23 protein-coding genes are annotated in these 23,285 nt (G+C 60.1%); 6 read left to right on the top strand and 17 right to left on the bottom strand.

From position 1 onward, the window contains the following. The first annotated feature begins 129 nt into the window (after positions 1–129). A complete protein-coding gene (locus tag DCO48_RS07570) occupies positions 130–2,586 on the top strand; it encodes an McrB family protein (RefSeq protein WP_256583999.1) in 2,457 nt (818 codons plus the stop codon). Further along, positions 2,583–3,890 carry an McrC family protein gene (locus tag DCO48_RS07565; RefSeq protein WP_116549973.1) on the top strand — a complete coding sequence of 436 codons (1,308 nt, stop codon included), beginning with the start codon at positions 2,583–2,585 and terminating at the stop codon, positions 3,888–3,890. Before DCO48_RS07570 ends, DCO48_RS07565 begins: the two co-directional genes overlap by 4 nt. 596 nt (positions 3,891–4,486) lie before the next feature. Here DCO48_RS07565 and DCO48_RS07560 read toward each other — a convergent pair. The 8 genes from DCO48_RS07560 to DCO48_RS07525 all read right to left on the bottom strand — a co-directional run bounded on the left by DCO48_RS07560 (position 4,487) and on the right by DCO48_RS07525 (position 10,933). Beyond that, a complete protein-coding gene (locus DCO48_RS07560; protein ID WP_116549972.1) occupies positions 4,487–4,924 on the bottom strand; it encodes a DUF6691 family protein in 438 nt (145 codons plus the stop codon). A 1-nt stretch (position 4,925) separates the two neighbouring features. Next, positions 4,926–5,360, bottom strand: coding sequence for a YeeE/YedE family protein (locus tag DCO48_RS07555; RefSeq protein ID WP_116549971.1), 435 nt, complete (start codon positions 5,358–5,360; stop codon positions 4,926–4,928). A gap of 218 nt (positions 5,361–5,578) precedes the next feature. Beyond that, positions 5,579–6,805 (bottom strand): MFS transporter, encoded by a 1,227-nt coding sequence (locus tag DCO48_RS07550; protein WP_116549970.1) that lies wholly within the window; start codon positions 6,803–6,805, stop codon positions 5,579–5,581. Positions 6,806–6,972: 167 nt separating this feature from the next. Next, entirely contained in the window at positions 6,973–8,214 is a 1,242-nt protein-coding gene (locus tag DCO48_RS07545; RefSeq protein WP_116549969.1) for a DUF4010 domain-containing protein, read from the bottom strand. 51 nt (positions 8,215–8,265) lie between these two features. Continuing rightward, positions 8,266–9,060, bottom strand: coding sequence for a helix-turn-helix domain-containing protein (locus DCO48_RS07540; RefSeq protein ID WP_116549968.1), 795 nt, complete (start codon positions 9,058–9,060; stop codon positions 8,266–8,268). Beyond that, positions 9,035–9,295 (bottom strand): hypothetical protein, encoded by a 261-nt coding sequence (locus DCO48_RS07535; protein WP_116549967.1) that lies wholly within the window; start codon positions 9,293–9,295, stop codon positions 9,035–9,037. Before DCO48_RS07535 ends, DCO48_RS07540 begins: the two co-directional genes overlap by 26 nt. Beyond that, entirely contained in the window at positions 9,292–9,780 is a 489-nt protein-coding gene (locus DCO48_RS07530; RefSeq protein WP_116549966.1) for an Hsp20/alpha crystallin family protein, read from the bottom strand. The genes DCO48_RS07535 and DCO48_RS07530 overlap by 4 nt, the downstream gene beginning before the upstream one ends. Before the next feature lie 79 nt (positions 9,781–9,859). Beyond that, positions 9,860–10,933: an NAD(P)-dependent alcohol dehydrogenase gene (locus tag DCO48_RS07525; RefSeq protein WP_116549965.1), complete on the bottom strand. Its 1,074-nt coding sequence runs from the start codon at positions 10,931–10,933 to the stop codon at positions 9,860–9,862. 258 nt (positions 10,934–11,191) lie between these two features. Here DCO48_RS07525 and DCO48_RS07520 point away from each other — a divergent pair, with 258 nt between their 5' ends. Next, complete coding sequence (locus DCO48_RS07520) at positions 11,192–12,118, top strand: universal stress protein (protein ID WP_116549964.1); 927 nt, start codon at positions 11,192–11,194, stop codon at positions 12,116–12,118. Positions 12,119–12,170: 52 nt separating this feature from the next. Here the strand turns inward: DCO48_RS07520 and DCO48_RS07515 are convergent, their stop codons facing one another. Next, complete coding sequence (locus DCO48_RS07515) at positions 12,171–12,719, bottom strand: GNAT family N-acetyltransferase (RefSeq protein ID WP_116549963.1); 549 nt, start codon at positions 12,717–12,719, stop codon at positions 12,171–12,173. A gap of 206 nt (positions 12,720–12,925) precedes the next feature. Here DCO48_RS07515 and DCO48_RS07510 point away from each other — a divergent pair, with 206 nt between their 5' ends. Both DCO48_RS07510 and DCO48_RS07505 read left to right on the top strand, forming a co-directional pair. Further along, on the top strand, positions 12,926–13,843 hold the full coding sequence (locus tag DCO48_RS07510; RefSeq protein ID WP_116549962.1) for a universal stress protein: 918 nt from the start codon (positions 12,926–12,928) through the stop codon (positions 13,841–13,843). Positions 13,844–13,946: 103 nt separating this feature from the next. Continuing rightward, positions 13,947–14,600: a hypothetical protein gene (locus tag DCO48_RS07505; RefSeq protein ID WP_133247599.1), complete on the top strand. Its 654-nt coding sequence runs from the start codon at positions 13,947–13,949 to the stop codon at positions 14,598–14,600. On the opposite strand, the gene DCO48_RS07500 is transcribed toward DCO48_RS07505, so the two are convergent. The 8 genes from DCO48_RS07500 to DCO48_RS07465 all read right to left on the bottom strand — a co-directional run bounded on the left by DCO48_RS07500 (position 14,589) and on the right by DCO48_RS07465 (position 21,534). Next, positions 14,589–15,161, bottom strand: coding sequence for a GNAT family N-acetyltransferase (locus DCO48_RS07500; RefSeq protein ID WP_116550015.1), 573 nt, complete (start codon positions 15,159–15,161; stop codon positions 14,589–14,591). The two genes, DCO48_RS07505 and DCO48_RS07500, sit on opposite strands and share 12 nt — an antisense overlap. Before the next feature lie 81 nt (positions 15,162–15,242). Then, positions 15,243–16,607 carry an ATP-binding protein gene (locus DCO48_RS07495; RefSeq protein ID WP_116549960.1) on the bottom strand — a complete coding sequence of 455 codons (1,365 nt, stop codon included), beginning with the start codon at positions 16,605–16,607 and terminating at the stop codon, positions 15,243–15,245. After that, on the bottom strand, positions 16,604–17,266 hold the full coding sequence (locus DCO48_RS07490; protein ID WP_116549959.1) for a response regulator: 663 nt from the start codon (positions 17,264–17,266) through the stop codon (positions 16,604–16,606). Before DCO48_RS07490 ends, DCO48_RS07495 begins: the two co-directional genes overlap by 4 nt. A gap of 11 nt (positions 17,267–17,277) precedes the next feature. Beyond that, a complete protein-coding gene (locus DCO48_RS07485; RefSeq protein WP_116549958.1) occupies positions 17,278–17,922 on the bottom strand; it encodes a tetratricopeptide repeat protein in 645 nt (214 codons plus the stop codon). Further along, on the bottom strand, positions 17,919–18,728 hold the full coding sequence (locus DCO48_RS07480; RefSeq protein ID WP_116549957.1) for an SDR family oxidoreductase: 810 nt from the start codon (positions 18,726–18,728) through the stop codon (positions 17,919–17,921). The genes DCO48_RS07485 and DCO48_RS07480 overlap by 4 nt, the downstream gene beginning before the upstream one ends. Continuing rightward, complete coding sequence (locus DCO48_RS07475) at positions 18,715–19,389, bottom strand: TenA family transcriptional regulator (RefSeq protein WP_116549956.1); 675 nt, start codon at positions 19,387–19,389, stop codon at positions 18,715–18,717. The genes DCO48_RS07480 and DCO48_RS07475 overlap by 14 nt, the downstream gene beginning before the upstream one ends. After that, positions 19,386–20,867: an AMP-binding protein gene (locus tag DCO48_RS07470; RefSeq protein WP_116549955.1), complete on the bottom strand. Its 1,482-nt coding sequence runs from the start codon at positions 20,865–20,867 to the stop codon at positions 19,386–19,388. The genes DCO48_RS07475 and DCO48_RS07470 overlap by 4 nt, the downstream gene beginning before the upstream one ends. Then, positions 20,857–21,534, bottom strand: coding sequence for a thermostable hemolysin (locus DCO48_RS07465; RefSeq protein ID WP_116549954.1), 678 nt, complete (start codon positions 21,532–21,534; stop codon positions 20,857–20,859). The genes DCO48_RS07470 and DCO48_RS07465 overlap by 11 nt, the downstream gene beginning before the upstream one ends. A 288-nt stretch (positions 21,535–21,822) precedes the next feature. Here DCO48_RS07465 and DCO48_RS07460 point away from each other — a divergent pair, with 288 nt between their 5' ends. Further along, complete coding sequence (locus tag DCO48_RS07460; protein ID WP_116549953.1) at positions 21,823–23,277, top strand: TrkH family potassium uptake protein; 1,455 nt, start codon at positions 21,823–21,825, stop codon at positions 23,275–23,277. Positions 23,278–23,285: the final 8 nt, after the last annotated feature.

The following is a 23,285-nucleotide window of genomic DNA, read 5'->3' as shown; positions in this document are numbered from 1 at the left end:
GAGGGCCCTCCAGATGTACGTCGGCAACCGCCACTTGGCGCATCACCCCCTCCGGTTCCCGTCTTCAATGCCACCCATATTTGAATTGAGTCGGCTCGCGCTCTGGCAGGCGGCTGTGGAGTGTTGTGCATGAGTGAGTTGGAGCAGGCCTTTAAGCGCGGACTTTATAGTGATGAGCTGGAGTTGCGGCCAGCCAAACCGGGATCTGAGCAGGATACGCAACCGGGGCAGCCGAGTTACCTGCTCATCTGGAATCCGGCTCATTTCAAGCTTGGTGGGAACGCCTGCGTTGAATTGACAGTAGAGGTGGATTGGAGCTGCCATCCGAAACAGCCGCAACCGGGCGATGTGGTTTATATAGTGCGATTGGGGCAGAAGCCGCGCGGCATCGTTGCGCGCGGGCTGGTGACTGAGGGAGCGCATGAAGGGCCCGACTGGAAGGATTCGAGTAAAACGCGCAACTACTTACGCCTGCGCATCGATGAGCATCGGCCTGACTGTTCCAGCGGCTTGTTGCCCATATTGCTGCTCAACAAGGCCATGCCTACCCAGCGCTGGAACCCAAAGAGCTCGGGCGTCGAAATTGCCCCGGCCATTGCGGCCCGACTGGCGCTGCTCTGGCAGGCGGGAGAAGGGCAGCACAGCCTGAAACAGTACGTGGCCTGGAGTTCGGCGGATCGCAAGGAGTCCTGCCCAGGATGGCTGAAGATTTATCAGGAGGTCACCGCGTTGGCCAAGGCCTTACGCACTGGTCAGGCACCTCTGGATCAGGCAGCCCTTGATCGCCTGTGGATTGAGCGCGAAAACGGGGTTTCCAGCTTGAAGCTTGGGTTGTTCTCTCGGGGTGAACTCAATGAGCAGCAAGCCGCTATTCGGAAAATCACGCAGCGCATCATGGATGCGCCTACAGCACAGACTCACGCACAAGTCATGAAGGATTGGCATCTGGCAGTCCAGAGTAAGCAGTTCAGCGCCAACCGACCGGCCATGGTCAATCGCGTGTTTGCCGCCTTTGCGCCGGAGCGGTTCACCACACTGCTCAAGCCTGATGATTGCCAGCGACTCTTACAGAGCCTGCGTGAGCATTTTCAGCTGGACGTGGCCAGCGAAAAGCAGGACTGGTGTGCGCTGAATGAGCAGATCATGGCGTCCATGAGCCTGGCCGGGTTGGATACAGATGCGGTACTGCCAAACAATATCGCCATGTGGCAATTACTTGAGGCGCTGCGAGGCGCGAAAGGCGAAGCACTTGAAGAGATGCAAGAGGGAGATGCCAGAGTGGCCGCCAATGATATTCCGCTGAACCAGATTCTTTTCGGCCCACCGGGAACGGGCAAGACGTATTCCGTTGTGGAAGAGACCCTGAAAATTCTGGCCCCTGAGGTGTTGGTAACGCCTGCTCGCGAGACTTGGAAAAACGCGTTCGATCAGTTGGTGCTGGACGGGCGGGTGCGTTTCGTCACGTTTCACCAAAGCTTCAGCTATGAGGATTTTGTTGAAGGTTTGCGGGCGGTTTCAGCGTCTGGGCAGCTTCATTACAAGGTTGAGCCTGGTGTTTTCAAGCGGCTGTGCGATGACGCCCGTCACCAGGAAGGAACGCAGACAGAAGATGATGTGCTCAACGCGTTTCTGGAAGAGGTCACCGAGGCTCCCGTCACGCTGACTACGGTGCGTGGGAAGTCTTTTGATGTTCGCTACAGGCCCGGCAATGGGACTTTCACCTGCCGGCCCAAGGCCTCGGAAAGTGCGATTGAGCTGCCGGCTAACATCGAGCATGTGCGGTTGTTCGTGCGTGGCGAGCGGCCTACGTCGGTCTATTGCGAGAGTTATGTAAGAGGTATTGCCGAGCACTTACGCGGCAAGCTGGAAAACGGCGGCGCTGAGCAGTCGAACGGTGAGAGACGGCCTTATGTGCTTGTGATCGATGAGATCAATCGGGGCAATGTTTCTCGCATCTTTGGAGAACTGATCACATTAATTGAAGCCTCTAAGCGGGACGGTGCGGCGGAAGGTTTGTCCGTTACCTTGCCGTACTCGAAGGAGCGCTTCACGGTGCCGGACAATGTCTATTTGGTCGGTACCATGAACACTGCAGACCGTTCGCTCTCGGGGCTGGATATCGCCTTGCGTCGCCGCTTTGTCTTCAAGGAAATGATGCCAAATCCCACGTTGCTCAATGGTGTAGTGGTGGAGGGTATCGACATTGGTAAGCTTTTGGCGGTTATGAACCAGCGCATCGAGGTGCTGCTTGATCGTGATCATTGCCTCGGGCATGCCTACTTCATGGCGCTCAAGAGTGGCGACGCGTTGCAGCAGTTGGCGGTGACTTTCAGGAATCAAGTCCTACCGCTGTTGCAGGAGTACTTCTTCGAGGACTGGGAGCGCATCAGCTGGGTACTGAATGATCAACACGCCAACGCCAATGGCAGCGAGCCTTTTGTACGCAAGCCGCAAACCGATCGAGGTCTGGAGGCGTTGTTCGGCCATGATGTTGCCGGCAAGGTGAGTGATCAGCGCTGGGAGCTCAACGACAAAGCTTTTGTTTCAGTCGATAGTTACCGGAATATCTTGGGCAGCGCTGAGTGAGCGAGCAACTAATCACAATCCGTGAGTACGCCAGGCTGACCACCGATAAGGTGGAATCGTCGTTGGATCTTGCTCGTGTATCTCCCAGCGCTTTCGATTGGCTGTGCGAACTGAGCGCTAGCTTCAATCGCAGTGGTGCCCCGCTTTTGCAGGTGGATGGGCAGCGTGTATTGAGGTGGGACTCCTATGTGGGCGTGCTGGAAACGCCTTGTGGCACGCGGCTGGAGATTCTGCCCAAACACTATGAGCAGGGCGATTGCCTGATCAAGGGCCGCCAGTTGCTGTGTAAGCTGATTCAAAGTGCCTTGCAGCTCAAACCGCGTGATGCTTCGGTAGCCAGCCTGGAACTGTTCGATAAGTCGCTCAGTGAGTGGGTGATGGGGCAGTTTCTCGCGGAGCTGGATCTATTGGTGAAGCGCGGGGTTCGCTTCGACTATCAGCGCGTCGAGGAAGAACAATGTTTTCTGCGTGGCCAACTCAATGTGGTGGCACAGATGCGCCAGCCTCCGGGGCGACAGCATCACTTCCAGATTCGCTACGATGTGTTCCTGCCGGACCGTGCCGAGAACCGCTTGCTCAGGCTGGCGCTGGATCAGGTAGCTGTGAGTACGCAGGATGCCGCCAACTGGCGCTTGGCCAATGAGCTACGTACGATGCTGGCAGAGGTGCCGGCCAGCCGGCAGGTGAGCCTGGACTTGCGTGCCTGGGGCGGCGACCGGCTTATGGCGCATTACCAGGCGATCAAGCCCTGGTGTGAGTTGATCCTCAACCAGCAGATGCCGATAGCGGTGAGTGGCAAGTGGCGCGGTATCAGCCTGCTGTTCCCCATGGAGAAGCTATTCGAGCAGTATGTGGAAGGCTGGCTACGTCTCCGTCTGGCTCCTGGCACGCGCCTTACGGCTCAGGCCTCTCGGCATAGCCTGTGCCAGCACGATGGCCGTGCGATGTTCCGCCTGGAGCCGGACCTGTTGCTACAGCGAGGCCAGCAGGCCTGGGTGCTGGATACCAAGTGGAAGCGTCTGGATGGATATGACCGTCACAACAAGTACGGCCTGAGCCAGGCCGACTTCTACCAGCTATTTGCCTATGGCCAGACGTATTTGCCTGGGTGTGGTGAGATGGCTTTGATTTACCCACGCACTGCCCAATTCTCAGAGCCATTGCCGCCCTTTGATTTCAACTCCGAGCTTAGGCTCTGGGTGTTACCGTTTGATCTGGATGAAGACTCACTTTGTGCAGGCGATGATGTGGGTTTCACATGCTGTCTGAGTCAGTCAGGCGTGGTAGGGCCACGGCGGGATTGAGAGGAGTCGTATTCGAAGTACAAGGAAAAGCGCAATGACGCTGTACGAGTCCATCGTTCTGGAAGTGGAGCAGGGGGGCTTTGCCCCGCCAACTTCGGGCCACAGACCTACCGTGAGCGCCGAGCACTTTATCCTGTGCAGCCGGTGACTGGCTTCAGGCACGCTTGGACGCATACTTCTCGACATCCTCGGCGACCGGTTACGTCGCCACTGAAAATGCGCTGGGCCAGGCCATGTGGGTTGCCCTGAATGAGGCAGGTCCCGAGAAGTACAGGTTGCGTCATCATGAAGCGGCACTGTTCATGGAAGGTTACGTTATTGCTTCAAACAGAGCATGAGTCGACGCGGAAACTGTCACGGCGCCGGGGTCATCTGAACCGGCGTCGCCGTGGAAACTCAGGGTACGCTTCTGCCCCCAAGTAGCGCCACACCTTATTACGATCAAGCAATCAATCGGACCGACCGCATGAATCAATTGCTTAATTCAGACAGCAACGAATGGGATCGGCATTCTGCAATGACCAGCACACTTTATGACCATGATCGGCAGAGAACGGTCAACTGCACTCAATTGGACCAACGAAATCAGTAGCGATTCATACTGAACCTTTCGGCACTTCAATCCGCGAACGTTCTATTACAGAAAACAACCCCATACCGGCCAACATGGCGACCCCAAAAATTATAATTTTCCAGTGCCCGCTGAGTAGAATGGCTACCGCCGGCCCAGGGCAGATTCCGGCAATCCCCCAACCAATGCCAAATAGCAGACTACCGCCCATCAGGCGCGCATCGAGTTCCCTCTTTACGGGCAACTGCATGTTGGCACCGAGTAAGGATCGCTTCCTTTTACCCGCCACATTCAGTGGAATAGCCGCCACTGCAATTGCACCGGCCATGACCAGAGCAAGAGACGGATCCCAGTGCCCAGCCAAATCGAGAAACGCCAGCACCTTCGCAGGATTCGCCATCCCCGCCAAAAGTAAGCCAAGGCCAAAGATCAACCCGGCCAGAAACGCAGTCAGCTTAGCCATCTCAGTTCCCCACTACATGACGCATGACGTACACCGTGGTGAATCCGGCGGCCATAAAACACAGGGTGGCCACAAGCGAGCGTGGAGATAATCGAGACACGCCACACACACCATGCCCACTGGTACATCCGGAACCATAACGGGTCCCTAGTCCGACGAGCAGACCGGCAATGACCAGCGCCGGCCACTCTGCGTCGATCTCAATATCAGGCAAAACGGCAAACAGCCCCCACAACAATGGCGCTAGCAGCAGGCCAAGAAGAAACAGGGCTTTCTCGCTCCAACCCTCACTGTTGAACTGCATCAAGCTGCCAAGCAAGCCGCTGATGCCGGCAATGCGCCCATTCGCGAGTGCGAACACGCTAACGGCAAGCCCGATGAGGGCTCCGCCACTTAAAGAAATCCAGGGGGTGAAACCATTCCAGTCGATGCTCATGCCGATCTCCTGCGCAGGCATTCTGCGATGAGGCATTGGCCTATAGTATCTACCACCCCCGCCAGTAGAGGCACCTTCCAAGCAGAACCAAACCCTATAGCCACTCGAAGAGTGGCACGCTCAGCGAGTGCTTCAGCGCATCCGCTGCAGTAGGCCGGGTCCGGCGCCGGCAGGCTCACGCGGCTACCCAGGCGCATTGCAGGCGAGTCAAGGCTCTGTCAGCAGGGTTGGGCCGCCAGGCTATTACTGACGTTGCGCCCCAGCACCAGCACCGTGACAAAACCGCAGCCCACCAGGGCCGTGGCCAAACTCAGCAGCACCGAGCTGCCCAACTGGTCGACGATCTGCCCACCGAAGAACGAGCCCACGGCGATAATCACCTGGAACATGGCAACGAACAGCGGCATGCCGCGTTCGACATCCTTGGGCGCGACCACAAACATCCAGATGCTGGCACAGGCCGGGAAGGCGCCGAAGGCGAAGCCCCACAGCGCGATCAACAGCGCGGCGCCTGTCATGCCCGTGGCGAAGTACGGGAACAAGGCGGTGCTGGTGCCGATCAGCACGGCCACCAGCAACAGGGTGTGGCGCACACTGCGGTTGGCGGCGAAACCAGCGAAGATGTTCCCCGCCACCCCGGCCACGCCATACAGCAGCAACAGTGAGCCAATCGTCGGCCCATCGAAGCCGGAACTTTGTTTGAAGAACGGCGCGACATAGGTGTACGCGGCAAAGTGTGCCAGGCCGATCAGCAAGACGGCGATCAAGCCCACCCGCGCCTGTGGATTGATGAACAGGGCCGGCAGGTCGCTGACCCGGATCGCCTTGTCGGGGTTGAGCCGTGGTAGCAGAAAGACCTGCGCCAGCAGCACCGGTACGCCCACCAGCGCGGTCACCAGGAAGGTCATGCGCCAGCCCATCAGGCCGCTTAGCCAGGTGCCTACCGGCACACCGAGCACGGTGGCCAGGGTCACACCGACCATGATGATCGAGGTGGCCTGCGCTACCCCGACGCCTTTGGGCGCCAGGCGGCCGCTCAGGGCAATGGCGGTCGCCCAGAAACCGCCGATGCTGATGCCCAACAGCACGCGGCCGAACAGCAGCAGGCCGAAATCGCTGGCGTAGGCCACTACTGCGTTGGCGACGATCATGATCAGCGTCAGGCCGATCAGCAGGTAGCGGCGATCCAGCGCGCCAATGCCCACCGACAGCAAGGGGGCGGCAAGGGCCGCCATGATGCCGGGCAGGGTGACCATCAGGCCGGCCTGGCCGGCACTGATGCCCAGGTCGCTGGCGACATCGTTGAGCACGCCGACCGGAAGAAACTCACTGGTCACCAGGGCGAAGGCACCCACGGCGACCGAGAGAATCGCCAGCCACTGCTGTTTGACGCTCTGTTGATTATGTTCGGGATGGCCTTGAGAGGCCTGGCTGGGGCTTGGCATGGGGTGCTGGGTTCCAAAGGGGGAGTGCCGCCCGAGGCAGGCGGGCAGGCGGGGAGAAGTGGCAGGCGATTGTATGAGAAGGGTGTGGCAACCCGACAGGCGGGCAGCTCGATAGTAATCATCAGTGTGATCGATGAAAGACTGATCGGCGCTGTTGCCAGGCAGGCTCACTGCATCAACAAGCCCAGCCACATTGACGCAATGATCACCAATTGGCCGGTGATGACGTAGGCAGCGTACGTTTTCCCGCCGCTGGCCCAAGCCAGCACGCACTTGCTCAGGGTATTGCTGCTCATGGCGCTCAGCGAGGGGATCGCTATGTCGGTGATCGATAGCTGCCCGGACTTCACCAGCGACGCGATCGACGCTGCTGTCGCATGCGCATCGGCCAACCCGCTGAGCAGCGCCGCAATCAGTACGCCGCTGTGGCCAAAGAAGTAGAGCAACGCCGAGGACAGCAAGGTAATGCCGGTTACCGCTGCCGTCACCACCAGGGCGACCTTGAGGCTGAAGGCGCCATCCCCCACTTTTGTGCTGACGGGCACGATCGAAGGTTTCCACGGTGCCAGCAGCATGGAGCCATAGGCCACTGTTGCCAGTGCCGCCAGCACGACGGGCACCCACACCGCCTGCAGGAAGGCCAGATCGACGGTTCCCAGCACCAGGGAGAGCATGGCGATGGTCGCCAGATTTGAAAAGATTGCCGCGGCGCTCAGCGCTCTCACCGACGCCTGCTCTCGGCGGGCGACATGGCCGATCAGGGCAATGGTCGCCGACCCTGAGGCGAACCCCGAGGCAATGGCACTGAGGGTATAGCCGTAGCGCGCGCCCATCATGCGCAAGGCGATATGGCCCAAGGCCTCAGCACTCATCAGCAGCACGGTCAGGGTGCAGACCGTGCGCGGGTTGATGGCCCCAAAGGGGCCGATGAAACGGTCGGGCGTCAGGGGGAGTATGACCAAGGCGGCGGTCAAGAGGATCAAGCCGTCGCGGACCTCCGACTCGGTCAATTGCTGCAGGGCAAACCGGTGTAGCTCCTGGCGCAGCGCCAGAATGACCGTGAGCACGACGCTGACGGCCACCGCCAGCCCTGGCTGCTGATAGCTCAAGGCGCCGAGTATCAAGACGAACAGCAGGGCAACTTCGCTGGTGATGCCCGGGTCAGTGCCCGGGTGCTTCCAGTAGGCAACGGCGACGATGATTGCCAGGGCGATGGTCATGATGCCCACCAGCATCACGCCGGCAGTGGCCATGCAGACGTAACCCAGTACAGCGGTGATGGCAAAGGTTCTGAAACCGGCAAAGGCGCGGCGTTCGTCGCTGCCTTTTTTGCGTTCACGTTCCAGGCCGACAAGCATCCCTATACCCAGGGCGGCTGCCAGGTGGGTAATGTTCAGGGCTTCAAGCATGGCGGTCGCTGCGCGGCAGGCACCGGCATCTGTACTCGTGCCGGCAAGGGCTCACTCCGAGGCCACACAGCAGTGTCCATAACCATGTTCCAGCGCCTGGAGAGCCGGCATGTTCAAGATCTCAACGCGGCGTCCACTGAATGCCACGATTTCCAGCTGACGCAGATGTGCAATGGACCTGCAAATGGTTTCAAGCCTCAGCCCCAGGTAAGACGCAATGTCGTCCCTGGACATGCGCAAGACAAAGCCATGGGCCGAGAAACCGCGCGTGGCATAGCGTTTCGACAACCCGAGCACAAAGGTGGCCAGGCGCTCTTCGGCGGTGAAGTTGCACATCATCAACAAGCGCTTATGGTCGCGGACGATCTCGCTGCTCAGCAGCCGGTTAAGGCTTTGCTGAAGGAACGGGAATTCGCGGGCCAGTGCTTCGAGGCGCTTGTAGGGGATCAGGCAGACTTCGCTGTCTTCCAGGGCAAACGCGCAGCAGACATGGCGGTTGGTACTGATCGCATCACACCCCATGATGTCGCCGGGCATCCAGAAGTGGGTGACCAGTCCTTGCCCTTCAATATTGGCGAAGCAAGTCTTGAAGCTCCCGAAACGAACCGCGTAGAGGAATTCCAGCGGGTCATTGGCCTGAAACAGGCCGCCCCCTTTGTGAACCCGTAGCCGCTGGCTGATCAGTTCATTGAAGCGGTCGTTGCCTTGCCGGGAGAGACCTGTGGGCAGGCACAGCGCGCTGACCCGGCAGTCGGCGCAGGCCGATCGGGATGACAGCAACGCCTCCGGGTAGACCAACCCAACTGCTGAATCGACGTGCTCAAGGGCGACGTTCAAGCGATGCATGTCTCACCTCCGCCAGGTCCCTGGGTGAACCTGGCAGGGCGCGCTGGGCGTTGTTGGAGCTGGGGCGTAAGGGCGCGTGGGCGAGCATCGTCAAGGAGTGCGGTGCATTGAGGCGGGCGTTCAGCCGATCAACGAAGGCGGTTGCCTCATCAAGGCTGCGAAAACTCACCTCCCAGGCATCGAGGTGGATCCACCAGCGGCCCTGTCGCAGATGCTGCTCAATGAAGATGTTCATTGATAGTACTCCGTTGCAGGCGCAGGTGTGTGTGTCGAATCGCCTTGGCGCGCAGGCTTTTTGGGGACACGGAAGATCAGGTGCCCCTGATGGTAGTGGAGGGTGAAATGCTCAAGGTCCATCGAGGGCGGGAGCGCGCGTGAGGCGCTGAAGCCGCCGCACTCAGGTACATCCCCTATGGCGTGTGAGGGGGGCTGTAGCAGCCAACCGCTCAACGTGAACTGCTCCGGGGTAATGCTTATCTGCAGGCTGTCGATTCCAACCGCTTGCAGGTTGGCCGTCACAGTGAACTGATCCCCGCTATCGCTGGCCAGCAGGGTAGGCTGCTCAGGCAAACCCACTTCGCGGCGCAGCATGAACGCGAGGTCCGGAGCTGGCGCGATGCGCGGGCGGTGGCGAAAACGGAACAGGCGATCGCCAGCCTGATGCAACGCTGCACCAGGTGCCAGCCGAGGGAATAGCGACAGCAACAGTGATTTGAGCATTTGGCGCGCTCCACATTCGATTGAATCAGGAACAGCCTCCCTGCCGGATGGGGGGCAACGTGCTTCAGGCAAGGTCAACTCAGGGCGTTATGGCTACTTTCATGACACCGTCTCGTTGATGGGCGAACAGCTCGTAGGCGTCCTCAATTTGGTCGAGTTTGAACCGGTGCGTCACCAGCGGGCCCAGATCGATGCGCCCGCAGGCAATGACATCCATCAGCCGCCGCATCCGCTCCTTGCCCCCGGGGCACAGCGTAGACACGATGCTGTAGTCGCCCAGGCCCGCCGCGAAGGCATCGAGTGGAATTCGCAGGTCCGCCGCATACACGCCCAGGCTGGACAAGGTGCCGCCGGGACGTAGCACCCGCAACGCCGATTCAAAGGTCAGTTGAGTGCCTAGCGCCTCAATGGCGACATCGACGCCACGCCCATTGGTGATAGCCATGATCTGTTCGACGACATTACCCTGGGTGTAATCGATCACCTGCGTTGCGCCGAGTTGGCGGGCAACGTTCATGCGTGCCGGTACGCTGTCGACGCCGATGATGCTGCCTGCCCCCTGCAAACGGGCACCCGCCACTGCGCACAGACCAATGGGCCCCAGTGCAAAGACGACCACGCAGTCGCCAATCTTGACGTTCCCTCGCTCGGCACCCGAGAAACCGGTAGACATGATGTCGGGACACATCAACACCTGTTCGTCGCTGAGGTTGTCGGGAATCACTGACAGGTTGGCCATGGCATCGGGCACCCGCACAAATTCGGCCTGACAGCCGTCTATCGTGTTGCCGAACTTCCAGCCGCCGATCGCCTTGAAGCCATGGCGGGTGCCAGGTCCGTCCTGGGATGAACACCCGCACAGGCAGGCGTTGCTGTGACCGCTCGGGGTAATGGCACCGGCGATCACCCGTTGCCCTTCACTGAAGCCCTGGACCTGGCTGCCCAGCTTTTCAATGATGCCGACCGGCTCATGACCAATCGTCAGGCCTTTGGCGACAGGGTATTCACCGCGCAGGATGTGAACGTCGGTGCCACAGATTGTGGTGGTGGTGATCCGCAGCAACGCATCGGTAGGACCAATCGCTGGAATAGGCTTTTCACCCAGCACAATTCTGTTTTTTTCAACAAACAGTGCAGCACGCATAGTAGGCATGATTACGCTCCTCGGGAGGCGTGGCCTCACTCGTGACCTAGCGTGCGCCAAAAAACACGCAATGGATTGACCAGGATCAAGGATCCGACCCTGCTGGATGTGCAGGGGCTTACCGTTAGTCGGGCGCTGCCGATGCTCATGCGGCGAGCCTCGGGCTTTCACCGGGCGTTCAGCGTGTTCTTGATACAGGTCAAGCACACCACGTCGCGGCGCTGCACGATGGCAGCTACCGACTCATCGCTCAGCGCGAGGTGTGCCATGTCTGACTCCCAACGTTTGCTGTTGATCGCCCCTCCCTTGATGCAGCGCACCGACGCCTTTGACCGCGCTGCGGCATTGGCCAAAGCTCAAGGCATTGCCTTGCACATTGTGGCCTTTGATTACCTGGAAGGCCTTGCCACCGCCGGGTTGGTGAATGAGCAGGCGCTGGCTATCATGCGCCAGGCGTATGTCGATAAACACCGGGACTGGTTGGAAACCCAGGCCGTCACCCTGCGCAAGGGCGGACTCACGGTCACCACTGAAGTGGTCTGGGTCGACAACGTCCTGGAGGAAATCCTCATCCACCTGAAGGAGCAGTCATTTGCGATGGTGGTCAAGGATCTGGAGCATCAGTCGCGGCTGATGCGGGCGATGTTCACGACGCTCGATGTGCGGCTGCTGCGGGAATGCTCGGTGCCCTTGCATTTTGTCGATACGGCCAGCCACGTCATGCCTCGCAAGGTGCTTGCTGCCGTCGACCTGTCGCGTCCCGAAGACCAGTTCCAAGGCTTCAACGACCGCATTATCAATCAAGCATTGAAGTTGGCCATGCAGTGCAAGGCCCAGGTAGAGATCCTCTATGCCTACGACATGAGTTCCATGCAAACGGAAGCAGAAAACCTTGGGCATAAATCGTTCTGGTTTGGCCCAAATCTTGCCGAAAGCCTGCATGAAGCCCAGGGAGTGGCGTTCAGGGAACTGACCGAGCGCAACGGCATAGCGCCGCAAGCGTGCCACATGATCATGGGCGACCCGGCCAAAGTCATGACGGTTTTCTGCGAGGCGCACGGCATAGACATCATTGTGATGGGGCGGATTCATCACCGTGGCCTGGCCAAATACGTTGGCAGCACGGTTGAGCGGGTGCTGTACAAAATGCCAAGCAGTGTACTGGTCATCACCCCGCAGGCGCCTGTCGCCTGACACCCTGGCTACCTCGGTGCGGTTTGCAGGCAGACCGCGCCGAGGCAACGGCTTAGCGCTGCAGGTCCAGCTCGTGAACGATTTCACTGACGTCGCCGGCCAGGTAGCGCGCTGAAAAACCGAGCGCTTTGGCCAGCCGGTGCATGCCGTAGTTGTTCGACATGTCACGGGAAACCATGCGCGCATAGCCATTGCTGCGTGCAGCGCTGATCAGGTGATTCATCAGTAGCCTGCCCAGGCCCTTGCGCTGCCATTGCGTGCTGACGGCAACCGCACACTCGCAATTTTTGCTGCCGGGGACAGCGGCATAGCGGCTCTCGCCGATCTGGCGCAGTTGGCCATTGTCATGTATCAGGGCGACATATGCCATGCGACGGCGATAGTCCACATCCGCCAACTGTTCAAAGAGCGTAGATGCCTCGCCGCTGAAGCCGGCCAGAAAACGAAAGCGCCGAGCCTCGTAGGGTACTTGCCCGACGAAACGATGATCGCGCTCGTGGTCTGGCTCGCTCAGCGGGCGAATCAGCACGGTAGTCCCGTCGTTCAACGTTTCAATCCAGTGTTCCTTGCATAGGTCGCGGCTATCGGGATCGGTACTCATCGCGTGCTCCTGGCCCGTTGTGCTCAAAAGGAACTGCTTGCTGTTGTTGTACTGCGCGCGCGCCGCCCTGTTCTGATTTGCATCAACTTACTGGCGGGTCACAGCCTTTCTGACCTGCATCAAGTCCGCTGCCCGCTCAACGCACAGAATTACAGACCTGAACGGTGTTTCCGGGCACCCGGCGATAACAGATGTGGAGGTGTGCGATGAGTCAGTACCGACAACTGCTGTTGCTGGCACAGGATGTCGAGCTGGCTTCTCCTGCCGCGCACCGCGCCAGGGCCCTGGCCAAAGCGACGGGCGCAGGTTTGCATGTGCTAGGCGTGTTTGAACCTCAGGGACTGAGCAACTGGCGTGAGGAACAGGAGATTGATCAACAGATCGCCGACCAGTTCTCACACTACCGTACCCGGCTGAACGAGACAGTGCAGTGTTTACGCGCCGATCACGGCCGTACCACTGGCCAGGCAGTACAGGCCGAAGATCCGTTAGCGGCCGTGCTCGATTGCCTGCTTGAGCTCAGGCCCGACATGGTGATCAAAGACACTGAAGTTGTCTCCGCGTTACGCCGGGTGTTTGGCGGGTCCTTCGATGCACAGCTGGTAAGGGCCAGCCCGGTACCGGTTCATCTCGTCCCGGCGGGGTGTACGCCTTTGCCCACGATGATCCTGGCGGCGGTTGATACCTCGCTTTCGGCACAACAGCACGACTTCAATCACACCATCGTCCGCGCCGCTATCGCGATGGCGTTGCAGTGCGATGCCCAGTTGCACCTCGTATGTGCCTACGCCATTGCGCCCGCGTTTGTGGCGGATACCAGCGTCGCGCTTGATTGGGTTGAGGAGTACGTAGCGGCGTTACGTGAGCCGTTTGACGAGTTGGCCGATGCCTACGGTGTGGCCGCGCAGTGTCGCCACTTTATGGAAGGTGCTCCGGTGGCGGTGATTGCTGAGCGGGTGCGTGCATTGGCAGCGGATGTGGTGGTCATGGGCGTGGTGCAACCCAAAGGGCTGGGTAAACTGCTCGGCGACACGACTGAGCGGACCGTGAGCGCTGGGCATTGCGCGGTGCTGGCCGTTGGCCCGGCTTCTCCCATCGCCATCCAGCCACCGATGGAGAGCTGAATCATGCCGCCACCTTGCTGGGTGCAATAGGTACGGTTACCCGTAGTCAGTACCTGCTCCAGCCGTTGGCGTCAGGCAGGTTCGCAGGCAAAGGGGCATGCTGATGAACGACACCCGTAAACAGAAACTCACGGCCTGGTTCGAAAGACCACGCGGCAGCTTCGTCATCATCGTGACGGTCATCAGTTTTGTCGTGTGGGTGTCGTTGGCAACCGCATTCGACGGCATTGCCGCGCTGGTTATCGCCAAGCCGTGGATCCTGCTGGGGTTTGCTGCCATCAGCCTGGCCGTAGGCATTGTTGTGCAACACCGTTACACCCTGCGGGTGGGCAAAGCGATATTCAGTTCGAATAGTTCAGGAGGGCGGCTGGCGCTGGAGCGCCTTACAACCTGGGCCAAGGAATCGAATCTTGCATTGTGTTTGCTGATAGCCGTAGGGGTGGGTTACCCGACCACCCTGTATTTTGCCGCCCGATCAGTGCGCACCATCGTTGCGGCGTGTGAGACCCACCTCAATGACCAACTTGGGTTGCCGGGAGCCGGAGGGCGCCCCATCGCTGCCGCGTCGTCGCTGTGCATGTGCCTGTCGGAACTGTTTCTGGACAGAAATGGCGTAGGGCGGCTCGCCCTGTTCAATACCTCCGTCCTGGAGGTCACTGATTTTCAGGGCATTACCGCAGAGGACGAGCAACAGTGCCTGAATCGCGTGCTGCCAGCGGGGCAGTTTTCCACCCCGCAAGCCGCATCAAACCAATGAAAGACGATGGATGACCTGGCAGCTGTCGTCGGGGTCTCGGGACGTCGAGAAACCCAGCTCGCGGGCCAGTTCGCGCATTGCCGTATTGGCGGCAGCGTCAATCGAATACAGCGTATTGAAACCATTGGCCCGTGCTTTGTCGATCAGGTGGCCAAGCAGCAACGAACCCAGGCCGCGATGTTGCCATTGATCATCGATGGTGACTGCGCACTCACATTCGCCAGGGTCGGTGCATGCGGCATAGCGGCTGATCCCCACCTCCTGCAGTTCGCCATCGACATGGGCCAATGCGACATACGCCATATGCTGACGCTGGTCGATGGTCATCAGTTGATCAAGCAGGGCTTCTCCAGGCTCCTTGATCTGAGCGAGGAAGCGAAAATGCCGCGACTCGGGTGAGAGCCGCATGATGAAGGCTCGCTCACGCTCACGGTCTTCTGCACGCAATGGCCTGATCAGAACGTGTCCGCCATCCTTCAGCGGCTCTATCCAGTGCTCGCCTGCTTCAGGCGCAAAGGCAGGGCTGGACGGGAATTGAACGGTGGATTGAACAGGTGCCATGGGATTTACTCCGAGGGGAGAGAGGGGCATAACGCACCCTTCTTTATCTACACCTGTCCGGCGCCCCCTGCTTGATGCAGGTCAAACGCACAGCTCCAATGTTGCACACGTCCCACCCTGGGGGCGATTTTCAAGTGTTATCTGGCCGCCCAACCGGTCCGCGATGCGCTTCACGATCGCCAGCCCCAATCCTGCGCCCTGGTCGTTTCCGCGACTGTAGAAACGCTCCAACAGCCGACTACGCTCAGACTCCTCGATGCCCGGGCCTTCGTCTTCCACCGCCAGTCGGTAGCGATCGGCATATTTTTTCAGGCGTACGGTGATCAGCCCCTGAGCGGGCGAAAAATTGGCGGCGTTGGTCACCAGGTTGTTCAGTGCGATGTTAATGACGGTCGGATCAGCCCTCAGTGGGTATACGCCAGGGTCGACGTCGAACGCCAGTTCAAGGCCTTTGCTCAATACCCAGGGGGTCAATTGGGCGAGGCTGTCGCGAACGATGGCGGCAAGATCGCTGGGCGATGGCATCGGTGTCGCCGTCTGCGGTTCGATACGGGCCAGGGTCAGCAATTGATTGACCAGTCGGCTGGTACGGTCCACCCCGGCAATCAGGTGCGCCAGTGATTCGCGGCGACTTTCATCGGATTGGGCCTCCATCAAGTTCTGTGCATGCACCTTCAGCACCGCCAACGGGGTGCGCATTTCGTGCGCCGCGTCGGCAATGAAGCGCCGCTCGCGGCCGAGCACTTCCTGAATCTGCGCCAGCATACGGTTGAGCGCCGCCTGCATCGGTTCCAGTTCGCTGGGCAGGGGCGTCAGTTGCAGGGGTTCCAGCGCACCGCTGTGCCGGGCGCGAAGGGTGGCGGCCATGTCCGCCAGGGGCTTGAGCCCCCAGCCGATGGCAAACCAGATCATGGCGGCAAGGATCAGGCTGCCGAGCACGTTGGGCCACAAGGTATGGCGTACGATACGGGCGACCAGGTCGTCGCGGACATCGTCGCGCTCGCCCACCCAGATGCGCATACCGTTCTGCTTGTCTTCCAGAGCGAACGCGCGCCAATAACGATTGTTCACATCCACGACATCGCTGAAGCCGGCTTTGAACGGGGCTGCCGACAGCGTAGGGGCGCTAACGGTGTGCACCAGAATCGCGCCGTCGCTGTTCCAGACCTGGAAGGCGATCTTGCTTTCATAGGGGTGACCGTCGATCTTGGGCACCGCTTCGGCCAGCGCCGAGTTGAACGCGCCATACAGCTGGGCATATTCCTTGTTGGCCAGCGGCATCCGCATCACGCCCTGCAACAGCCTGGCGTTTTGTGCCAGTTGTGCATCGTAGACTTCGGCAATTTCGTGGTTGCTGTCGTGAAGGTTGAGGGCACTGATCACGGCGAAGCCGAGGAACATCAGGCCGATGATCAGGGTGAGGGTGCGACGTCGGATTGACGTCATCGACGCTCCTCCACCAGATACCCGACGCCGCGAACGGTACGGATCAGGTCGGTCGAGATCTTCTTGCGCAGGTGATGGATGTGGACCTCAAGGGTGTTGCTTTCAGCCTCTTCGTTCCAGCCATACAACAATTGCGTCAGTTGATCGCGGGTCATCACCCGTCCGGGAGGTGACAACAGCTCATGCAGTAACTGGTATTCCTTGGGCGTCAGTGCTACCGGCAGGCCTTGATAGCTGACCTGTTGCGTACCGGGGTTCAAGCTGATCCCGGCGTGTTCGATCAGCAGTTGCGCGCGCCCGGCGCTGCGGCGTAGCAATGCGCGCAGGCGCGCCTTCAACTCGGCCAGGTCGAATGGTTTGATCAGGTAGTCGTCGGCACCGGCATCGAGCCCGGCGATGCGGTCTTCCGTGGCGTCGCGCGCCGTGAGAATCAGCACGGGCAGCTTGGCGCCAGTGTCGCGTAAACGCCGCAGCACTTCGAGCCCGTCCATGCGTGGCAAGCCAAGGTCGAGTACGGCCAGGTCGAACGTTTCGCTGAGCATGGCGTGCAGGGCACTGCTGCCGTCCTTGAGCCAGTCGACGGTGTAGCCCTCGCGTTCCAGCGCCTGATGAACGCCCTCGCCGAGGGCGATGTCATCCTCGATCAGTAATAAACGCACGCGGACTCCTGTCAGTCGATTTTTTTGTTGACGTCCGCCAGCAGGGCGGAGATCTCTTTGCGCCGCCCGGCATCAGCACTTTCCCGACCTGGGCGTGGGACCGCTTCCAGGGCCTTTTGTAGCGCAGCTCGGGCTTCGGGGTAACGCTTTTCACGGTAAAGGTGATCACCCCAGAAATATAGGCTATCGATGCCGTTGGGGTTCAGCTTCAACGCTTTCTGCAGCAGTTGCTCGGCCTTGTCGGCATCGCCAAAGCCGATCGGCCAACCGGGCACCCGGTCATACAGTGCCGCAAGGCTGGTATAGGCCGAACCTTGCAAGGCCGTGGGGTCCAGGCTCAGGGCCTTTTCCAGATTGCCCTTGGCGTCCTTGACCTTGCCAAGGGCGCCAAGCCCACCCTGGGCCCCGGCCCAACTGCTGGTGACGATACCGGACCAGATCCACGCCTCAGCCAGCGCCGGTCGATCATGGGTGAACGACGAGGCCTGGTTAGCCAACTGCGCGAACGCCGCGACACGTTGGGGTTCTGGCACTTCATACTGAATGTGCGCCCAGCGTTGCTGGATGTCATTAAGCCGTTGCTGGTCAGCGTTGTCGAGCGCCCAGACACTTTGGCTCAACGCGCCGAGCAGCAGGCAGGCAGTAAAGTTCTTCATGGTTTGAGGTGCTCATTGTCGGTTTTGGTGCTCAGGCGACGGATCAGCGGCAGCTGTTTGCGCAGGCTGCGATCCACCAGATTGGGGAGCAGGCTGTTCAGACGCACGAAAAAGCGCTCCGGCCAGCCCAGGTACAGCGTGGTACGGTCATCGGCAATGGCGTGGATCACGGCCGCGGCGACTGCCTGGGGATCATCGACACTGGCATTGAGCGCATGGTTGAGCGCCTGGGCGGCCGGGCTGTTCATCGAGGTGTGGGTGGCACGCGGTGCAACGTAGAGAACGCCGACCCGGGTGTCGGCAAGTTCGCGGCGCAGGGCTTCGGAAAAACCGCGCAGGGCAAATTTACTGGCACAGTAACTGGCGTAGCCTGGGTAGCCGATCGAGCCATAGGTTGAGCCAACGTTGACCACCCTGGCGCTATCGGCCTGCTTGAGCAACGGCAGCAGCAACTTGGTCAGGCAGATCGGTGCGCTGATGTTGACACTCAACAGTGCGTCGATCTCGTGATCTTCCAGTTGTTCGAGCATGGCGAAGTGGTTGATCCCGGCAGCATTGATCAGCAAGTCGATACCGCCTCTGGCCTGGACGGCGGCCAGCACCTTGCGTCGATCTGCGTTCTGGGTCAGGTCGGCGGCCACCCAGGACAGGTTCCGGGGAAAGCGCTCAAGCAACGGCATCAGCGCCTCTTGATGGCGTGATACCGCCAGCACCTTGGCGCCGGCGGCGCATAGCCGGTTGGCAATGGCCTGGCCGATGCCACCGCTGGCACCGGTCAGTACCACACGTGCATCATGCAGCCGCATGGTGAACCTCCGCGTCTCGCGGCAGGCCTCGGAACATGTCGGTGTAGAGCCGGTACACCACGTTCGAGGCATGGATGACCGCCGCCTGATCGGCCGGGTCTTCCAGCTGGTTCATCAGCTTGCGATAGGTCTGCATATGCTCGATGTCCAGTGAGCCGTGGGAGCTTAGGTAGCTGAAGGCACTTGCTGGCAGCGCCAGGCGCTGGCGGATACTGCCAGCCGCGTGGGTGGCCAGGGCGATACTGGTGCCTTCCAGCACGTTGACCATGCCAAACAGCCCGACGGGGTTGCCGCGGGCAATCAGGTCGTACAAAAAGCTCACCATCAACTCGATAGGCAAGGAAGGCTGGCCGTCGCGTACCGCATCCCGGTCACCGCCGCAGGCAGCGATGTCGTTGAGCACCCACTGTTCATGGCCATATTCTTCTTCGATGTACTCGCACACGGCTTTGCGCAGCCATTCAAGGCGGCTGGGCAGGCGCGCGCCGCAGGCCATCATCAGCGGCACCGTGTGCCGTACGTGGTAATAGGCTTGTGCCAGGAACTCCCGGTAGCCTTCAAGGCTGACCTTGCCTGCCAGTGCGTCGACAATGATTGGCACATTGAACAGCTCCTGGCGTTGCTGCTGCGTTGCATCTTGAAGGGTGTCGAAAAAACTCATGGTGCAGACTCCTCGGGTACGGCGGCTTCGGTCAGTTGCGCGTGATACATCGCAAGGATGGCCTCACGGCGCGGACGGCCATTGGCCGTGAGCAGGCCATTGGCGGCGGTGAACGGGCTGGGCAGGCGAGTCCAGCGGTGGACACGGGCATAGTCGGGCAAAGCATCGTTGGCTTGTGCCACGGCATTCGCCAGTTCGGCGTCGGTACAGTCCGGTCGATAGGGCCATAGCAGCGCGTGGTTGTAAGGTAGCGATTCGCCGTAGACGAACGCCTGGGCGATGTGGCGCCGCTGCGTGAGCTCGGCTTCCACCCACTCCGGGTTGACGTTGCGCCCGAAACTGGTGACAAACTGATGCTTCTTGCGGCCTTTGAGGTATAGAAAGCCCTCTGCGTCGAGCTCCCCAAGATCGCCGCTCGGCCACCAGGGATCGGTAACGGCAGCCTCACCCAGATAGCCGAGCAGGGCAGACCCCTTGATCAGTACCTCACCATCCTCGGCCAGGCGTACCTGGACATGCGGCAGGGGTTTGCCAACACTCCCCAGGCGGTGTGCGCCTGGTCTGTTCAGGCACACCACCGAGGCACATTCGGACAGCCCGTAACCTTCGTAGACCGGCACGCCGGCACGCTGGGCCCGTTGTAGCAAGTCAAGCGAAACGCGCGCACCACCCACGGCAGCAAAACGCAATGATTGGGGTGAAAAAGCGTGCTGTTCGGCGGCGCCGACCAACAGTTGCAGCAATTGCGGCACCAGGATCAGGCTCTCGGGCGCACGACTGGCAAGGCACTGGAGCAGGCGCTGGGCATCGACGCCGCTGGCGCCTTCGATACCAAGGGTTTTCTGGCTTGGCACGCTCAGCGTGGCGCCGGCAAACAGCGCCGCGTAGCACCCGAGGTTTTCCAGCAGGATGGCCAGGGGCAGTAATGCCAGGTGATGCCCGGGGGCAGAGGATTTGCTGGCGTGATGCAGTTCGCGCGCCACGCGCAACAGGCTGGCGGCACCAAGGCATACGCCCTTGGGCGTCCCGGTCGTGCCCGAGGTGAAGGTCAGTTTGGCCGTACCGACGGGCATCCGGCAGGGCCCGGTAAATGTCCGGCACCAGAACTCGCCGCACTTTTCATAGCCCATGGCGAGCAACTCGGCGTCAAGCTGCGGTGGCGCAATGACCCTTTGCGCCTGACTCTGCGCCAGGCAGTGAGCGCGTTGTGCCGGGCTGAAGAACGGCGGAAGGGTAACGCACACCAGGCCTTCGAACAGCGCGGCAAGATCCCAGAGAATGGCCTCGGCACTGTTATCGAGCGCCAGGGCCAGGACCTGTATGTGCTCATCCTGCAACTGTTGCTGGCGCTTGAGCACTTCGGCGTACAACATCGCGTAATCGAGCTTTAGCTGATCGTCCCAGAGTGCGATCGTGTGTGGATTGCGTTCAGCATGGCTGCGCAGGATCTGCTGGAATTCATCAAGCTCAGGCGACATGGCTGGTGCCCTCCGGTGAAGATGGCAGGCCCAGCCGGGTGAACATTCCGGCGTTGCTCAAGTGCGTGAAACCTGCACGAATGTTGCCCACGTGCACCCAGGGCTTGCTCTCGTAGTAACTGCCCCAGCTGTGCCGCTCGTCACCCAGCCGGTCTGGATTGGCTTCGCACAGGGTGACCGGCTTGAGCCCCAGCCGGTGGAAACTGTTGACCAGTCCGACGTTGCCGGTGAACGCCACCCATTCAAGGCCGCCCATGGCCAACAGATAGGTGATGGCAATGATGCTCAGTCGTGCACTGCCGGTATCGCTGGCGGCAAGATTGCCGACCTCGACGATCTGGGCGCGGTCTACCGGGTATTGCGCCGTTGCGCTGATCAATGGCTCGATGGGCTGGTCCAGGTAGTTTTCCAGAAACAGCGGTTCCTCCTGTGCCAGGCGCACCCCGGCGACAGCACAGAGTTCGCCAGCGCTGTTGGACATGCCAAACAGCTGCGGCATGAACAGCCGGATCCGCGCGCCGTGGGCCTTGCGAAAGCGTTGCACGATGAATGTTTCGAAAGCCGATCGCTGGGCGTCACCCGGCGCGGCGCTTTCCAGTGTCATGTGGGGCGAGTCTGCCTGCCCAAAACGCAAGGGTAGGGGGGTATTCCAGTCGAAATGGGGCATGGGCAGATCGCCTCCTAGGTAGCCTGAGGCGAAGTATCCGAGGGAATTCTTAACGCAGTCTGAAGGTGGAACAGCTGCTTGGGCAGGTGCCGGGTGGTGCGGGCAGGTGGCTATGCTCAGCGGTAAAACAGCACGGTACTGCTGCGTACCTGGGGGTGCCAGATTCACAGATTTGTTCGGCACGTAAATGCAGGGAATGCCTAAATCGCTGAAATTTTACGTAAATTTTATGGGTCCCGGGAAGCGAACGGCTGATACTGCGCCGCGCTCATTTCATAGGTTACGGTGATGTCTCTGGCAGCAGTGCGGCTTATCAGTTTCATACTGGGTATTTTTCTGATCACGCTGGCGGTGAGCATGGCGATTCCCATGATTACGCTGGTGGTCTATGAGCGCAGCGATGATCTTTCCGCGTTTCTCTGGTCGAGTTTGATTACCTTTGTAAGCGGGCTGTTGTTGATTGCGCGTGGGCGCCCGGAAACCGCTCAGTTGCGCCCCAGGGATATGTACCTGCTGACGACGTGCAGTTGGCTGGTGGTGTGCGCCTTCGCCGCATTGCCGATGGTACTGATCAGCCGCATCGGTTACACCGATGCGTTCTTTGAAACGATGTCCGGCATTACCACTACCGGTTCAACCGTCCTGACGGGGTTGGATACAGCGTCGCCGGGGCTGTTGATCTGGCGTTCGATGTTGCATTGGCTGGGTGGCATTGGATTTATCGGCATGGCCGTGGCCATCCTCCCGCTGCTTCGCGTAGGGGGGATGCGACTGTTTCAGACAGAGTCCTCCGACTGGTCAGAGAAGGTAACGCCGCGTTCGCATGTGGCGGCCAAGTACATCCTGCTTTTCTATCTCGGGCTTACCGCACTTGGCGCACTGGCCCTCTGGGCCGCAGGGATGACGCCGTTCGAAGCCGTTAACCACGCCATGTCGTTGATTTCTACGGGTGGCTTTTCAACCTCGGACGCCTCGCTTGGGCATTGGACGCAGCCTGCGATTCATTGGGTGGCGGTGATTGTCATGATTGTGGGTAGCCTGCCTTTCACCTTGTACGTGGCAACACTCCGTGGCCACCGGCGTGCGCTACTGATGGATCACCAGGTTCGTGGCTTCATCGGTTTTCTGCTTGTCACCTGGCTGTTGGTCGGAACCTGGCTATCCCTTAACAGTGAGCACAGTTGGTGGGATGCCTTCCGGATCGTGGCGGTGAATGTCACCTCTGTTGTGACGACCACGGGGATTGCCTTAGGCGATTACACGTTGTGGGGCAGTTTTGCGGCGTTGTTGTTCTTCTACCTGACCTTTGTCGGGGGCTGTTCGGGATCGACCGCGGGAGGGCTGAAAATCTTTCGTTTCCAGGTCGCGATTGCTTTGCTTGTGAGCAGCTTGAAACAGTTGATCCATCCCCGTGCAGTGATCCAGAAAAAGTACAACGGTCACCCGATTGACGAAGAGATTGTGCGGTCATTGTTGACCTTCTCGTTTTTCTTCAGCATTACCATCGCGGCGATCGCCTTGGGGTTGGCCTTGATCGGGCTGGATTGGACGACGGCGTTGAGCGGGGCCGCTACTGCGGTGTGCAACGTTGGGCCGGGGTTGGGTTCGATTATCGGGCCTGCCGGTAATTTTTCGACGCTGCCCGATGCCGCGAAATGGCTACTGACCGTCGGGATGCTCCTTGGGCGATTGGAGATCCTGACGGTGCTGGTCCTGATTGCGCCGGCGTTTTGGCGCTACTAGTTCAGTCG

The organism is Pseudomonas sp. SDI (assembly GCF_003105155.1).
GTDB lineage: Bacteria > Pseudomonadota > Gammaproteobacteria > Pseudomonadales > Pseudomonadaceae > Aquipseudomonas.
Note: the sequence above shows the minus strand (reverse complement) of the source record. Positions and strands in the feature narration are given on the sequence as shown.

Coding starts and splice junctions, on each gene's coding strand:
- DCO48_RS07570 (WP_256583999.1), top strand. CDS start 130: ATGAGTGAGTTGGAGCAGGCCTTTAAGCGCGGACTTTATAGTGATGAG.
- DCO48_RS07560 (WP_116549972.1), bottom strand. CDS start 4,924: ATGGCTAAGCTGACTGCGTTTCTGGCCGGGTTGATCTTTGGCCTTGGC.
- DCO48_RS07555 (WP_116549971.1), bottom strand. CDS start 5,360: ATGAGCATCGACTGGAATGGTTTCACCCCCTGGATTTCTTTAAGTGGC.
- DCO48_RS07550 (WP_116549970.1), bottom strand. CDS start 6,805: ATGCCAAGCCCCAGCCAGGCCTCTCAAGGCCATCCCGAACATAATCAA.
- DCO48_RS07545 (WP_116549969.1), bottom strand. CDS start 8,214: ATGCTTGAAGCCCTGAACATTACCCACCTGGCAGCCGCCCTGGGTATA.
- DCO48_RS07540 (WP_116549968.1), bottom strand. CDS start 9,060: ATGCATCGCTTGAACGTCGCCCTTGAGCACGTCGATTCAGCAGTTGGG.
- DCO48_RS07535 (WP_116549967.1), bottom strand. CDS start 9,295: ATGAACATCTTCATTGAGCAGCATCTGCGACAGGGCCGCTGGTGGATC.
- DCO48_RS07530 (WP_116549966.1), bottom strand. CDS start 9,780: ATGCTCAAATCACTGTTGCTGTCGCTATTCCCTCGGCTGGCACCTGGT.
- DCO48_RS07525 (WP_116549965.1), bottom strand. CDS start 10,933: ATGCCTACTATGCGTGCTGCACTGTTTGTTGAAAAAAACAGAATTGTG.
- DCO48_RS07520 (WP_116549964.1), top strand. CDS start 11,192: ATGTCTGACTCCCAACGTTTGCTGTTGATCGCCCCTCCCTTGATGCAG.
- DCO48_RS07515 (WP_116549963.1), bottom strand. CDS start 12,719: ATGAGTACCGATCCCGATAGCCGCGACCTATGCAAGGAACACTGGATT.
- DCO48_RS07510 (WP_116549962.1), top strand. CDS start 12,926: ATGAGTCAGTACCGACAACTGCTGTTGCTGGCACAGGATGTCGAGCTG.
- DCO48_RS07505 (WP_133247599.1), top strand. CDS start 13,947: ATGAACGACACCCGTAAACAGAAACTCACGGCCTGGTTCGAAAGACCA.
- DCO48_RS07500 (WP_116550015.1), bottom strand. CDS start 15,161: ATGGCACCTGTTCAATCCACCGTTCAATTCCCGTCCAGCCCTGCCTTT.
- DCO48_RS07495 (WP_116549960.1), bottom strand. CDS start 16,607: ATGACGTCAATCCGACGTCGCACCCTCACCCTGATCATCGGCCTGATG.
- DCO48_RS07485 (WP_116549958.1), bottom strand. CDS start 17,922: ATGAAGAACTTTACTGCCTGCCTGCTGCTCGGCGCGTTGAGCCAAAGT.
- DCO48_RS07480 (WP_116549957.1), bottom strand. CDS start 18,728: ATGCGGCTGCATGATGCACGTGTGGTACTGACCGGTGCCAGCGGTGGC.
- DCO48_RS07475 (WP_116549956.1), bottom strand. CDS start 19,389: ATGAGTTTTTTCGACACCCTTCAAGATGCAACGCAGCAGCAACGCCAG.
- DCO48_RS07470 (WP_116549955.1), bottom strand. CDS start 20,867: ATGTCGCCTGAGCTTGATGAATTCCAGCAGATCCTGCGCAGCCATGCT.
- DCO48_RS07465 (WP_116549954.1), bottom strand. CDS start 21,534: ATGCCCCATTTCGACTGGAATACCCCCCTACCCTTGCGTTTTGGGCAG.
- DCO48_RS07460 (WP_116549953.1), top strand. CDS start 21,823: ATGTCTCTGGCAGCAGTGCGGCTTATCAGTTTCATACTGGGTATTTTT.